Here is a 12,353-nt window from a genome sequence, read left to right as displayed (position 1 = left end):
ACGACGCCCGACCCATCTGTCTCGGGCGCGCTCCGCGCCGGCTGTCTCAGACACCGTTGTCCCGCCCGCTCTTGACGGGCCGGCCGCCGCGCCCCGCGCCTGCCCGAGACACCGCAGACAACGGAGGACGCCGCGATGGCGGTCAGCAGCATCCCGGCCCGTTCCGAGGACCCGACGACCGGCCCGACCCGGGCGCCGCGCCGGCCGCGGGGTGAGGGTCAGTGGGCGCTCGGCCACCGCGAGCCGCTCAACCCCAACGAGCGGATCAAGAAGGACGACGATCCGCTCAACGTCCGGGCCCGGATCGAGAACATCTACGCGCACCGCGGCTTCGCCTCCATCGACCCGCAGGACCTGCGCGGCCGGTTCCGTTGGTGGGGCCTCTACACCCAGCGCAAGGCGGGCATCGACGGCGGGCGCACCGCCGTGCTGGAGCCGCACGAGCTGGAGGACGAGTTCTTCATGCTCCGGGTCCGCATCGACGGCGGTCAGCTCAGCCTGGCTCAGCTGCGGGTGATCGCGGACATCTCCCGGGAGTTCGCCCGGGACACCGCCGACATCACCGACCGGCAGAACATCCAGTACCACTGGATCCGGGTCGAGGACATGCCGGAGATCTGGCGCCGACTGGAGTCGGTCGGCCTGCAGACCACCGAGGCGTGCGGCGACTGCCCCCGGATCGTTCTGGGCAGCCCGGTCGCCGGGGTTGCTCGGGACGAGGTGCTCGACCCGACCCCGGCGATCGACGAGATCGTGGCCCGGTACGTCGGCGACAAGCAGTACTCCAACCTGCCCCGCAAGTTCAAGACGTCGATCTCCTGGCTGGTGGACACGCCGTACCAGTCGAACGACATCTCCTTCCTCGGCGTTGACCACCCCGAGCACGGCCCCGGCTTCGACGTCTGGGTGGGTGGCGGTCTCTCCACCAACCCGATGCTGGCCCAGCGGCTCGGCGTCTGGGTGCCGATGGCCGAGGTGCCGGACGTGTGGGCCGGCGTGGTCGGGATCTTCCGCGACTACGGCTACCGCCGGCTGCGCAACCGGGCCCGGCTGAAGTTCCTGGTGGCCGACTGGGGCGTGGAGCGTTTCCGCGAGGTCCTGGAGAAGGACTACCTCGGCCGGACGCTGCTCGACGGCCCGGCACCGGACCTGCCGGCGAAGCCGGTCGACCACGTGGGCGTGCACGAGCAGGCCGACGGGCGGCACTACGTGGGGGCCGCCCCGGTGGTCGGCCGGGTCTCCGGTGGGCAGCTCGCCCAGCTGGCCGACGTGGTCGAGGCGCACGGCAGCGACCGGGTGCGGCTCACCCCGTACCAGAAGCTGCTGGTCCTCGACGTGCCGTCGGAGCGGACCGAGTCGCTGGTCGACGCGCTGCGGGGGATCGGTCTGGAGGCCCGGCCGTCGGCCTGGCGGCGCGGCACCATGGCGTGCACCGGCATCGAGTACTGCAAGCTGGCCATCGTCGAGACGAAGGCCCGCGGCGAGGAGCTGGTGGCACGGCTGGAGCAGCGGCTGCGCGACTTCGACGCGGACATCTCGATCCACATCAACGGCTGCCCGAACGCCTGCGCCCGCACCCAGGTGGCCGACATCGGGCTCAAGGGTCAGCTGGTGGTCGGCCCGGACGGCCGGCAGGTGGAGGGCTTCCAGGTGCACCTGGGTGGCGGGCTGGGCATGGCGCAGGGGCAGACCGCCGGCTTCGGGCGCAAGCTGCGCGGCCTGAAGACCACCGCCGAGGAGCTTCCGGAGTACGTGGAACGGCTGGCCCGCCGCTACCTGGCTGGCCGGAGCAAGGGCGAGACGTTCGCCAACTGGGTGATCAGAGTCGACGAGGAGGAACTGCGATGAGCAGCGAGAACCGAGCGGCACCTCTGTACTGCCCGTACTGCGGCGAGGAGGACCTGCGGCCGCACGAGGCGGGGCACGGCGCCTGGGAGTGCCACGCCTGCACCCGGGTCTTCTCGGTGAAGTTCACCGGGCTGCTCTCGCGGGAGGTGACCCGATGAGCCTCGTCTCCGCGACTGGCCTGGGTCTGGTCGGCCCGGGCGGTCCGACGCCGGCCGACCCGGCCCGGCGCAGCCCCGACGAGCTGCGGGCGCTGGCCGAGCAGGCGGGTCGGGCACTGGAGGGAGCCCCGGCGCTGGAGATCGCCCGCTGGGCGGCGCAGACCTTTGGCGACCGGTTCTGCGTCACCAGCTCGATGGCCGACGCGGTGCTGGCCCACCTGGTGTCCCGGGTGGCTCCGGGGGTGGACGTGGTCTTCCTCGACACCGGCCTGCACTTCCCGGAGACGCTGCGGGTGCGCGACGAGGTGGCCCGGACGCTTCCGGTGAACGTCCGGTCGATCCGGCCCCGTCTCACCGTCGGGCAGCAGGACGGCCAGTACGGCCCGCGGCTGTTCAACAAGTCGCCGGACGACTGCTGCCAACTGCGCAAGGTGGAGCCGCTGGAGCGGGCGCTGACCGGGTACGACGCCTGGGCCGCCGGTCTGCGGCGGGACGAGTCGCCGACCCGGGCCAACACGCCGGTGGTGACCTTCGACCCGCGGCGCGGCAAGGTCAAGGTCAACCCGATCGCGGCCTGGTCGCAGGGCGACGTGGACGCGTACATCGCCCGGTGGAACGTGCCGGTCAACGAGCTGTTCAAGCAGGGCTACGGCTCGATCGGCTGCTGGCCGTGCACCCGTCGAACCAAGGCCGGCGAGGACGCGCGCGCCGGCCGGTGGGCCATGTTCGAGAAGACCGAGTGCGGACTGCACGTCTGACCTCCCCGACTCCGACCCCGACCTGGCCCGGTGTGGCCGGCGGGGCGGTTCCGATCGTGCTGGTCGCCCACGGCAGCCGCGATCCACGAGCTGCCGACGCGACGCGGGCGCTGGCCCGGGCCGTGTCGGCGGCCCGGCCCGGCACCCCGGTGTGGGCGAGCTGGCTGGACCATACCGAGCCGGGTCCGACCGAGGTGCTGCGCGCGCTGGCGGTGGCCGGCCACCGACGCGCGGTGCTGGTGCCGCTGCTGCTGACCGCCGCGTACCACCATCGGGTGGACATCCCGGCGGCCGTCGCAGCCGCGGCGCAGACCGGGCCTCCGCTGGCGGTACGGGTGACCGACGTGCTCGGGCCGGCGGACGGGAGGGTGGACCCGGCGTTGCTGGCCGGGCTGCGCCGCCGGCTCGGTGAGTCGCGTCCGGGCCGCTTCGACGCGCTGGTGCTGGCCGCGGCGGGCACCCGGGACGCGCGGGCACGCGGCTCGGTGGGCCGGGTGGCGGAGGCGCTCGGTGCGGAGTTCGGGGTGCCCTGCCGGGTGTCGTACGCCTCGGCGGCTCCGCCGGCGACGGGTGCAGCGGTGTCCCTGCTGCGAGCGGCCGGCGCACGCCGGGTGGCGGTGTCCGGGTACTTCCTGGCGCCGGGCCTGTTTCACGATGCGGTGACCGAGGAGGCACGGGCGGCTGGCGCCGTGGCGGTGGCGGCCCCGTTGTCCGACGCCCCTGAGTTGGCCGAGCTGGTGCTGCGCCGAGTCGACGACCGGTCCGGTCGCCGCGTCCTGGCGACAGCGGTGTGACCGGGGTTGGACAGCAGAACGCCCCGGCGGGCGGACCCGCCGGGGCGTTGCAGCTGTGTCGTGGGATCAGGCGGAGTGAGCGCGCAGCACCCGGAGGCCGCCGCGCCGCTTGACAGCGCGCCGCTCCTCTTCGCTCATCCCGCCCCAGACGCCGGCGTCCTGACCCGACTCAAGCGCCCACTGCAGGCACTGGTCGGTCACGGAGCAGCGCCTGCAGACGGCCTTGGCCTGCTCGACCTGCAGGAGAGCCGGTCCGGACGTCCCGATCGGGAAGAACAGCTCCGGGTCCTCGTCGCGGCAGACAGCATGGTGACGCCAGTCCATGGCGGCAACACTCCTCATTCTGGATGGGTGGCAATTAATTGCTTGGTCGTGCTTTTCCTATATGCATCCGCAGGGCCGATGGTGACAGTTCGCGTCCGGCCATTCGGCAGTGCGTGAGCAGGCAGTTAGCCCCGTGGACCTGCTGGAACAGCTCAACCTGACGAGCATATCCAGGCAATGTCCCGGTAACTCAAGTTCGCTTGTGAATACTTTCACGAACGCTCGCGATGTCAAGGGTGACGCTCGGAAAAACTCCGGGCGGTGAGCAAGCCCACAACCCATTTGTCCGGGTTCCAGTGCCTTCCTGGTTACCCGCCGTGCCACAGTCGAGGATCAATATAGTACAGTGCGCGTGACATTGCTGACATTTCCGGCACCTGCCCCTCGGTGTGGCGGCGACTCGCGACGTGCGATGTGGCGCCGCGTCGACCTAGGGCAGTACCCGAGACCTAGCAGATTACTCTCAGTGCGGCGGGAACGGATGTGAATCTGACTTTCTCCCGCTCGCCGAGGTAGTCACCGTCGAGCTGGAACGCCTGCGGGCGGCTGGAGAACAGGGTGAACTCCGCCGTGTCATGGAGTCGTAACACCTGCCGCCCCTTGGGATCCGGCCGCCGGGAGAAAAACTGCGTCACTGTCCGTGTCGTACTGGCCACCCGGAGCTGACGGAGCGCCAGCACATCCAGCCCGAGGTCGAACGAGGCCTCCGGGTTCGGGTTGATCTCCCGATCGCCCAGGTACGTCCACGGCGCGGTGTTCTGGATGATGACGGTGGCCAACTCGCTCTCCGCCGGCTCGCCCGGTCGGTCCAGGGTGATCGCCGGGTGCCGTCGGTCGGAGGCGAGGAAGTACTGGTTCATGATCGAGCGCAGGTAGAGCGCCGGGGTGGAGACCCGACCCCGACGCCGAGCCTGCTCCACCCGGTGAATCACCGCGGCGTCCAGGCCGAACCCGGCGCAGAAGGTGAAGTAGCGGTCGTCCGCGCGGCCCAACCCCACCGTCCGCTGTCGGCCCAGGCGCAGCCCTTCGAGGATCATGCTGGTGGCCTCCGGCCACTCCCGGGGCAGGCCGAGCGCGCGGGCGAACACGTTTGTCGAGCCGCCCGGAACGGTGGCCAGCGCGGGCAGCCGCTCGGCCAGCGTGGCACCGTCGGCACCGGTTGGCGGCTCGGCCGTCATCAGGCCGTTCACCACCTCGTTCACGGTGCCGTCGCCACCCAGGGTGACGACGAGGTCAACCCCCTCGGCGGCGGCCTCCCGGGCCAGCGCCATGGCGTGCCCGCGCCGGCGGGTGTAGCGCACGCTGAGGTCGACTTCGCTGCGCAGCGCCCGGACAAGCACGTCCCGGCTGCGTTCGCTGGTGGTGGTGGCCTTCGGATTGACCACCAGGACGGCGCGCATGGGCGGCACTGTACCTCCCAGTAGCCCAGGTATCGTGTCGCGCGTGACCATCGACTCGGACCCGATTCCCGTCACGCTCCGCTGGGCGGTTCGGCTGCTGTGGACGGAGGCGGCCGCCGTCGGGTTGATCGCCGCCTGGCTGGTCTGGGCCGATTTCACCGCTACCACCACGGATCTTCCGTCGGCGTTGCTGGTGACGGCGCTCGCCGTCGGGGCGGCGGTCGTGCTCTGGGCGCTGGGCCGCGCGCTGCTGCGCCGCCGGGCCGGCGCGCGAGCCCCCGCAATCGTGCTTCAGCTGATGCTGCTGCCGATCGGGTGGTTCATGATTCAGGCCGGGCTGGGTTGGCTGGGCGTGCCGCTGATGGCGCTCGGTCTGGGCGTCGGCTGGCTGCTGGTCAGCCCTCCGACGACCCGGGCCCTCGGCTTCGAGTGACGGCGCGCGGCAGGTGACCGCGACCGGCAGGTGACCGCGACCGGCAGGTGACCGCGACCGGCAGGTGACGGCGCGGCGGCCGGTCAGTATCCGCCGGAGCGGCGGGTGAGCAACGAGATCGTCGCCCGGCCGTCGGCGGCCGTGGCGGACGCCGACGTGGTCAGCGCGGTGAGCACCTTCCAGGCGAAGGACGACTCGGCAGGCAGCGTGGCACCGTGCACGGTCGGCACGGTGACCTCGACGGTCAGCGCGTCCTCGGTGACGGAGAACCGGCACTCCAACTCGGCGTCGCGGGTGGCGATGGCGAGCAGCATGGCGCACGCCTCGTCGACCGCGATCCGCAGATCCTCGATCTCGTCCAGCGCGAACTGCAACCGGGCCGCGAGACCGGCGGTGGCGGTACGGAGCACGCCGAGGTAGCCGCCGTCGGCGGGCACCGTCAGATGCACCACGTCGTCGTCGGTCGCTGGCTGGCCGGTCAGTTGAGTCACGCCTCATCCCCCCGGTCGGGGACTCTACCCGGTCGGTCGTCCGTACGCGTGCCGGCAGCCGCCACCTGGCCGGCCAGGTCGCGCAGTGCGTCGCCGCTGAGCCGATAGGGGACCCACTCGCTCATCTGCTCGGCGCCGATCGAGGCGTAGAACCCGGCGGCCGGGTTCCAGTCGATCATCCACCACTCCAGCCGCCGGTAGCCGCGTCGTACGCAGATGTCGGCCAGGGTGGCGAGCAGCAGCCGGCCCGCCCCGGTGCCCCGCGCGGTCGGCCGGACGTAGAGGTCCTCCAGGTAGATGCCGTGCACGCCGGCCCAGGTGGAGAAGTTGAGGAACCACAGCGCGAAGCCGATCGGCTGGTCGTGCTCGTCGACCGCGACGTGGCCGAAGAGGGCCGGCGCAGTCCCGAACAGGGCCGAGGTCAACTGCTCGGTGGTGAGGTGGCACTGGTCGGGAGCGCGTTCGTACTCCGCCAGCTCGTGCACCATGGCGACGACGGCCGGCACATCCTCGGGACGTGCCGGCCGGATCGTCGGGATGACCGGGTTGGTCACGCCTTCTTGGTCTCCCAGAAGATCTTCGAGATTTCGTCGATCTTCGCGAGCAGCTTGTCGGCGGTGGCCGGGTCCAGGCTGCCCTTGACGCCGCCGGCGCCCGCGAGCTTGGTGGCCTCGTTGAACAGCGTGTGCAGGTTCGGGTACTTCTCGAAGTGGGCCGGCTTGAAGTAGTCGGTCCAGAGCACCCAGAGGTGATGCTTGACCAGCTCGGCGCGCTGTTCCTTGATGATGACCGCCCGGGTGCGGAACTCCGGGTCGGTGTTCGACTGGTACTTCTCGCAGATCATTTTGACCGACTCGGCCTCGATCCGGGCCTGGGCCGGGTCGTAGACGCCGCACGGCAGGTCGCAGTGAGCGCTCGCTGTGACGCGGGGCGCAAGGATGCGTGGAAGTCGCATCGGGATCCTCCATGGGAAGTTTGCGATGATCAAAGGCGACATTACTCCTGGGAGTGCTCCCCGGACCGGGTGGAGGTGAAACCAGTGCGGGCCGATCACCCGGCGGTGCCACCCCGGCTGCGGGGGCCGCTGACCGCTGTCCTGGTGACCGGTCCGTCCATGGCGCCGGCGCTGCGGCATGGCGACGCGGTGCTGGTCCGCCCGGGCGGTCGTCCGATCCGTCCCGGCGATGTGGTGGTCGCGGTCTTCCGGACCCGTCCGGAGCTGCTGGTGGTGAAGCGGGCGGTTCGGCCGCAGGACGGCGGTTGGTGGCTGCGCGGGGACAACGACCTGATCACCGACGACTCCCGGGCGTACGGGGTGGCCGATGTGCGAGGGAGGGTGGTGGCCCGGTACTGGCCCCGCCCCGGACGGGTCCCTCGTCGACCGTTATGACCCTGCTCACATCCGAGCGGCGGTGTCGACACTATGCTCGAATGTGCCCGGGTGACCCCCCGCACCGCGTGCCACCGCTCGCCGCCAACCTCGCGGCCGGGCCGGCCGCCCCGTCTGCCTCGACAGATTCTGGAGTCACCGCCATGTCCTCGTCCACCATGGACCCTGCCGATCCGGTCTTCCAGCTGCACCTGGGCGGCAAGATGGCCGTCACCTCGACGGTGCCGCTCACCAGCCGGGAAGACCTCTCCCTCGCGTACACCCCCGGGGTTGCCCTGGTGTGTGAGGCGATCGCCGCCGACCCCGACCTGGCCGACGACTACACGTGGGCGTCGCACGCCGTCGCGGTGGTCACCGACGGCTCGGCGGTGCTCGGGCTCGGCAACATCGGCCCGCGCGCCGCGCTGCCGGTGATGGAGGGCAAGGCGGTGCTGTTCAAGCAGTTCGCCGGGGTGGACGCGGTGCCGATCTGTCTGGACACGCAGGACGTCGACGAGATTGTCGCGGTGGTGCGGGCGCTGGCCCCCTCGTTCGGTGGGATCAACCTGGAGGACATCAGCGCGCCGCGCTGCTTCGAGGTCGAGCGTCGGCTGGACGAGGCGCTGGACATCCCGGTCTTCCACGACGACCAGCACGGCACCGCCATCGTGGTGCTCGCCGCGCTGCGCAACGCGGCCACCCTGCTCAATCGCAAGCTCGGTGACCTGCGGGTCGCCGTGAGCGGCGCTGGCGCGGCCGGCGTGGCCGTGACGAAGATGCTGGTCGCCGGGGGCGTCAACCCTGACCAGGTGGTGGTCTGCGACTCCAAGGGGATCATCGGCCGGCACCGTACCGAGCTGACCGGCACCAAGGCCGAGTTGGCCGCCAGCACCAACGCCGACGGTCGCCAGGGCGACATCACCGAGGCGCTGCGCGGCGCGGACGTGCTGATCGGCGTCTCGGGCGGGCAGATCCCGGAGGCGGCGGTCGCCGGCATGGCGCCCGGCGGGATCGTGTTCGCGCTGGCCAACCCGACCCCGGAGGTGCACCCCGAGGTCGCCGCCCGGCACGTCGCGGTGGTCGCCACCGGGCGCAGCGACTACCCCAACCAGATCAACAATGTGCTCGCCTTCCCCGGGGTGTTCCGCGGCGCGCTGGACGCCCGGGCCACCCGGATCACCGAGGGCATGAAGGTCGCTGCCGCGGACGCCATCGCCGGCGTGGTGGCCGAGTCGCTGACCGCCGAGGCGATCGTTCCGTCGCCGCTGGACCCCCGGGTCGCCCCGGCCGTCGCCGAGGCCGTCGCCGAGGCGGCGCGCCGCGACGGCGTCGCCCGCCGGTAGGGACGGGCACTTCTTAACGGGCGCTCAGCTTGTTACCGTGCCGATCATGCGTGCTGCCTTCGCCTCCCGCTTCGACGACGCCGATCCGCTCGCCGCGCTCACCGTCGGTGAGCGGCCCGAGCCGACCCATCCGGCCGACGACTGGGTGACCGTGCAGCTGCGGGCCACCTCGCTCAACCACCACGACCTCTGGTCACTGCGCGGGGTGGGGCTCACCGAGGCCCAGCTGCCGATGATCCTGGGCTGTGACGCGGTCGGCGTGGACCCGCAGGGCAACACGGTGGTCGTGTACCCGGTGGTGGTCACCCCGGGTGACCCGCGCGGGGTCTCCATCCTCTCCGAGCACTTCCCCGGCACCCTCGCCGAGCGGGTCGCCGTACCCCGGTCGAACCTGGTCCCGCTGCCCGACGGGCTGGCGGCGACCGACGCGGCCTGCCTGCCCACGGCCTGGCTGACCGCGTGGCGGATGCTGACCACCAAGGGCCGTGTCGCGGACGCCGACAGCGTGCTGGTGCAGGGCGCGGGTGGCGGCGTGGCCACCGCGGCCGTCGCGCTCGCCGTCGCGATGGGCAAGCGGGTGTACGCGACCAGCCGCGACGCCGTCAAGCGCGAGCGCATCACAGGGCTCGGCGCCATCGCCGTGGAACCGGGCGCCCGGCTGCCGGAACGGGTCGACGTGGTGATCGAGACGGTCGGCGCGGCCACCTTCGACCACTCCCTGAAGTCGGCCGCGCCGATGGCCCGGATCGTGGTCTCCGGCGCCACCGCCGGGCACGAGCCGTCGGTGAACCTCCGCCGGGTCTTCGCCATGCAGCTGGAGATCCTGGGCACCTCGATGGGCACCCCGGGCGAGCTGTACGAGCTGCTGGCGTTCTGCGCCGACAGCGGCGTGCGCCCGGTGGTGGACAGCGTGATCCCGTTCAGCCGGGTCGAGGACGCCTTCGCCCGGCTGCACTCCGGCGACACCTTCGGCAAGATCGTCGTCGACCACACCGCCTGACGCGGCGTTACCTTCAAGATCCGCGCAATATCCAGGAAAGAGTGGCCTCAGCGCTGCCGGAGGCCACTCTTTCCCTGATGTTGCGCGGATCGTCGGGCGCGTCGGTGGTCAGAGGTGATCGTCGAAGGTGGCGATGTCGCCGCGGGTGGCGTCGGTGGAGATGCGGCCCTTGGCCTTCGCGTCGCCGTAGAGCGTCCAACGGAGGAACTCGATCGAGGCGTCCGAGACCACCCGCAGCGTCGCACCGTCGCTGAGCAGGGCACGCCCGTGGTCGCCCTTGGGCAGGCTCAGCATCGCCTTCGGCCAGGGCACCTTGTCGTACGCGGCCTTGCCCGCCGCGTAGTCGACCACCTCGTCCAGCTCGCCGTGCACGAACAGTTGCGGCGCGGCCGCACCAGCGAACGCGGTGCCCACGCCGAGCGCCGTACCGGCGAACACCACGCCGGCGTCCAGCCGTTCGTCCCTGCTGGCGGTGAAGAGGCCGATGGTGGTCACCCCGCCGGCGGAGTGCCCGGCGGCGGCCACCCGCTCGGCGTCCAGCCGGCCGCGCAGCGGGTCGCCGGCCTTGCCGTCCAGCGCCAGCACCTCGGTCAGCGCGTAGGACACGTCGGCCGGCTGGTTGAGCACGTCGAGGATGTTGCCGTCGCTGCCCCGGGCGGTGTGCGGGAAGGTCGGCGCGGCCACCACGAAGCCCGCCGCCGCCCACCGGGTCAGGATCGTGGCGTAGTCCTCCGGCCGCCCGGTCAGGCCGTGACTGAACATCACCACGGGAAACCGGCCGTCCGCGGCCGCCGCGGACCGCTTCGTCGCGCCGCCGGCCGCCCCGGCCGCCGGATACCAGAGCGTCACCGGCAGCGCCCGGCCGTCCCGGTTCAGCTTCAGCTGGCGTACGCCGACGGCGAAGCTCTTTTGTGGGGCGGTCCCGGCGGGTACCTGCGGTGTCGCCGTGACGGTGGGCTGCGGCTCGGCCGGCAGTGCCTGCCGGCTCTGGGCCGGGCGGGCATCGGCGGAGCAGCCGACCATGCTGGTGAGGAACAGGGCGCTGGCAAGCAGCGCGGGGGTGACGCGACGCGACATGAGACCGATTGTGCCTTGTCCGGCTGACCCGCTCGGCCGGGATCGGCGTGGCATGCCCGCCCGCTGACCCAGCGCTCAGTCCCGCCGCAGCATCAGTGGGCCGGGCGGGACTCGTAGTGGGTCAGGGTGGGGGAGTGGGCGTCGGCGGGGAGGCGGGCACCCGCCGCCGGGTCGTCGTAGAGGGTCCAGCGGAGAAAGTCGGTGGTGGTGGCGAGGACCGGGACGAAGCCCGGGTGGCCCGGGTTGAGGTACGCGCCGTGGTCCTGGCCGAGCAGGCTGAGGAACGCGGCCGGCCCGGGGGTACGCCCGTACGCGGCTCGGCCGACCGTCACCGGCACCACCGCGTCGGCCGTACCGTGCACGAAGAGCACCGGCGCGGCCGGCCCGGCGAAGCTGCCCGGCAGTCCGCCTCCGGCGATCACGATGCCGGCGCGCAGCCGGGCCGGGTGCCCCGCGCTGAACATGCCGGCGGTGGTGAAGCCGCCTGCCGAGTGCCCGGCGGCGGCGATCCGCGTCGTGTCCAGGTGGCCGGCGAGCGGATCGCCCGGGTCGGTTGCGAGACGGAGCAGATGTCGGATCAGCCGCCAGCCGTCGGCCGGCTGGTTGCGGACGTCCGCCCGGGTGAAATGGGCCGCGCCGTGCCGGGTGTGCGGGAACGCGGGAGCGGCCACCACGAAACCGGCCGCCGCCCAGCGGGTGGTCAGCCCGGCGTGCAGCTCAGGTCGGCTGCCCAGCCCATGGCTGTAGATGACCACTGGGAACCGCCCGGCGGCGACCCCGCCCACGGCAGCCGGGTACCAGATGGTCACCGGCAGGGGGCGCGCCGAGCGCGGATCGAGGGTGAGCGTACGCACGCCGACGGCGTACGACCCCTCGGGCGCCCGGCGCGCCGACAGCGGCCCGCCCGGGGCGGCGGTGGACCCGCCCGCCACGGCGGTGGCCGGCGCACAACCAGCCAGCAGAGCTGTCACCAGTACGGCGATCAGCCGCCCCGCCCCCATCGTTCCACGGTAGGTGCCCGAGCGTGCGCAGCGGCCCCGCCGTCCGGCCCGCCTGTATCCGCCACCCGGTCGGCTCCGCCCCGCCGGCCGGGTCGACCCGGCCCGTCGGCGTGGGTCGGGGGCGGTGCGCCGCGACCAGCTTCGCTAGGGTCACCCGCATGCCTGAGAACTACAGCGACCCCAGCGGCAACACCGAGGCGTTCCGCGCGTTCACCCAGACGCCGGAGGCCACCGCATCGGCGGAGTCGCCGTCCCGTCTACCGCTGATCATCGCTGCGGCGGTGGTCGTCGTGCTGCTGGTGGCCCTCGTCGCCTGGCTCGCCTAGAGCCGACCGTGCCGGACCGGGCGACGGCGCG

16 protein-coding genes are annotated in these 12,353 nt (G+C 72.2%); 9 read left to right on the top strand and 7 right to left on the bottom strand.

The genetic code is table 11. The features are described 5' to 3' along the window. Window positions 1-135 precede the first annotated feature (135 nt). From OG470_RS01590 to OG470_RS01575, 4 genes are read left to right on the top strand one after another with little or no spacing between them, the layout of a single operon-like run. Window positions 136-1,848: a nitrite/sulfite reductase gene (locus OG470_RS01590; RefSeq protein WP_328420024.1), complete on the top strand. Its 1,713-nt coding sequence runs from the start codon at window positions 136-138 to the stop codon at window positions 1,846-1,848. Further along, window positions 1,845-2,006 carry a hypothetical protein gene (locus OG470_RS01585; protein WP_328420022.1) on the top strand — a complete coding sequence of 54 codons (162 nt, stop codon included), beginning with the start codon at window positions 1,845-1,847 and terminating at the stop codon, window positions 2,004-2,006. Before OG470_RS01590 ends, OG470_RS01585 begins: the two co-directional genes overlap by 4 nt. After that, complete coding sequence (locus tag OG470_RS01580; protein ID WP_328420021.1) at window positions 2,003-2,764, top strand: phosphoadenylyl-sulfate reductase; 762 nt, start codon at window positions 2,003-2,005, stop codon at window positions 2,762-2,764. The genes OG470_RS01585 and OG470_RS01580 overlap by 4 nt, the downstream gene beginning before the upstream one ends. Further along, on the top strand, window positions 2,746-3,558 hold the full coding sequence (locus tag OG470_RS01575; RefSeq protein WP_442931030.1) for a sirohydrochlorin chelatase: 813 nt from the start codon (window positions 2,746-2,748) through the stop codon (window positions 3,556-3,558). The genes OG470_RS01580 and OG470_RS01575 overlap by 19 nt, the downstream gene beginning before the upstream one ends. Before the next feature lie 66 nt (window positions 3,559-3,624). On the opposite strand, the gene OG470_RS01570 is transcribed toward OG470_RS01575, so the two are convergent. After that, entirely contained in the window at window positions 3,625-3,882 is a 258-nt protein-coding gene (locus tag OG470_RS01570; protein WP_007072794.1) for a WhiB family transcriptional regulator, read from the bottom strand. Between the two features lie 449 nt (window positions 3,883-4,331). Continuing rightward, on the bottom strand, window positions 4,332-5,282 hold the full coding sequence (locus OG470_RS01565; protein WP_328420012.1) for a diacylglycerol/lipid kinase family protein: 951 nt from the start codon (window positions 5,280-5,282) through the stop codon (window positions 4,332-4,334). A 43-nt stretch (window positions 5,283-5,325) separates the two neighbouring features. On the opposite strand from OG470_RS01565, the gene OG470_RS01560 reads away from it, so the two are divergent. After that, window positions 5,326-5,715: a hypothetical protein gene (locus tag OG470_RS01560; protein ID WP_328420010.1), complete on the top strand. Its 390-nt coding sequence runs from the start codon at window positions 5,326-5,328 to the stop codon at window positions 5,713-5,715. Window positions 5,716-5,798: 83 nt separating this feature from the next. Here OG470_RS01560 and OG470_RS01555 read toward each other — a convergent pair whose 3' ends face one another. From OG470_RS01555 to sodN, 3 genes are read right to left on the bottom strand one after another with little or no spacing between them, the layout of a single operon-like run. Further along, window positions 5,799-6,206, bottom strand: coding sequence for an ATP-binding protein (locus tag OG470_RS01555; protein ID WP_328420008.1), 408 nt, complete (start codon window positions 6,204-6,206; stop codon window positions 5,799-5,801). Then, window positions 6,203-6,760, bottom strand: coding sequence for a GNAT family N-acetyltransferase (locus OG470_RS01550; RefSeq protein ID WP_328420006.1), 558 nt, complete (start codon window positions 6,758-6,760; stop codon window positions 6,203-6,205). Before OG470_RS01550 ends, OG470_RS01555 begins: the two co-directional genes overlap by 4 nt. Continuing rightward, window positions 6,757-7,161, bottom strand: coding sequence for a superoxide dismutase, Ni (gene sodN / locus OG470_RS01545; protein ID WP_328420004.1), 405 nt, complete (start codon window positions 7,159-7,161; stop codon window positions 6,757-6,759). Before sodN ends, OG470_RS01550 begins: the two co-directional genes overlap by 4 nt. 84 nt (window positions 7,162-7,245) lie before the next feature. Between sodN and OG470_RS01540 the strand changes: the two genes are divergently transcribed. The 3 genes from OG470_RS01540 to OG470_RS01530 all read left to right on the top strand — a co-directional run bounded on the left by OG470_RS01540 (window position 7,246) and on the right by OG470_RS01530 (window position 9,918). Then, window positions 7,246-7,596, top strand: coding sequence for a S24/S26 family peptidase (locus OG470_RS01540; RefSeq protein WP_328420002.1), 351 nt, complete (start codon window positions 7,246-7,248; stop codon window positions 7,594-7,596). 143 nt (window positions 7,597-7,739) lie between these two features. Next, the gene (locus OG470_RS01535) at window positions 7,740-8,918 is read left to right on the top strand and encodes an NAD(P)-dependent malic enzyme (protein WP_328420000.1); all 1,179 of its coding nucleotides are present in this window, start codon (window positions 7,740-7,742) and stop codon (window positions 8,916-8,918) included. 37 nt (window positions 8,919-8,955) lie between these two features. Then, window positions 8,956-9,918: a zinc-binding dehydrogenase gene (locus tag OG470_RS01530; RefSeq protein WP_328419998.1), complete on the top strand. Its 963-nt coding sequence runs from the start codon at window positions 8,956-8,958 to the stop codon at window positions 9,916-9,918. A 108-nt stretch (window positions 9,919-10,026) separates the two neighbouring features. Here OG470_RS01530 and OG470_RS01525 read toward each other — a convergent pair whose 3' ends face one another. Both OG470_RS01525 and OG470_RS01520 read right to left on the bottom strand, forming a co-directional pair. Then, a complete protein-coding gene (locus tag OG470_RS01525) occupies window positions 10,027-10,995 on the bottom strand; it encodes an alpha/beta hydrolase family protein (protein ID WP_328419996.1) in 969 nt (322 codons plus the stop codon). A 92-nt stretch (window positions 10,996-11,087) separates the two neighbouring features. Next, window positions 11,088-11,996 carry an alpha/beta hydrolase family protein gene (locus tag OG470_RS01520; RefSeq protein ID WP_328419994.1) on the bottom strand — a complete coding sequence of 303 codons (909 nt, stop codon included), beginning with the start codon at window positions 11,994-11,996 and terminating at the stop codon, window positions 11,088-11,090. 158 nt (window positions 11,997-12,154) lie between these two features. Between OG470_RS01520 and OG470_RS01515 the strand changes: the two genes are divergently transcribed. Continuing rightward, entirely contained in the window at window positions 12,155-12,322 is a 168-nt protein-coding gene (locus OG470_RS01515) for a hypothetical protein (protein ID WP_328419992.1), read from the top strand. The last annotated feature ends 31 nt before the right edge of the window (window positions 12,323-12,353 follow it).

Source organism: Micromonospora sp. NBC_00389, assembly GCF_036059255.1.
Classification (GTDB): Bacteria; Actinomycetota; Actinomycetes; order Mycobacteriales; family Micromonosporaceae; genus Micromonospora.
The sequence above is the reverse complement of the archived record's forward strand: the minus strand, read 5'-3'. Positions and strand labels throughout refer to the sequence as shown.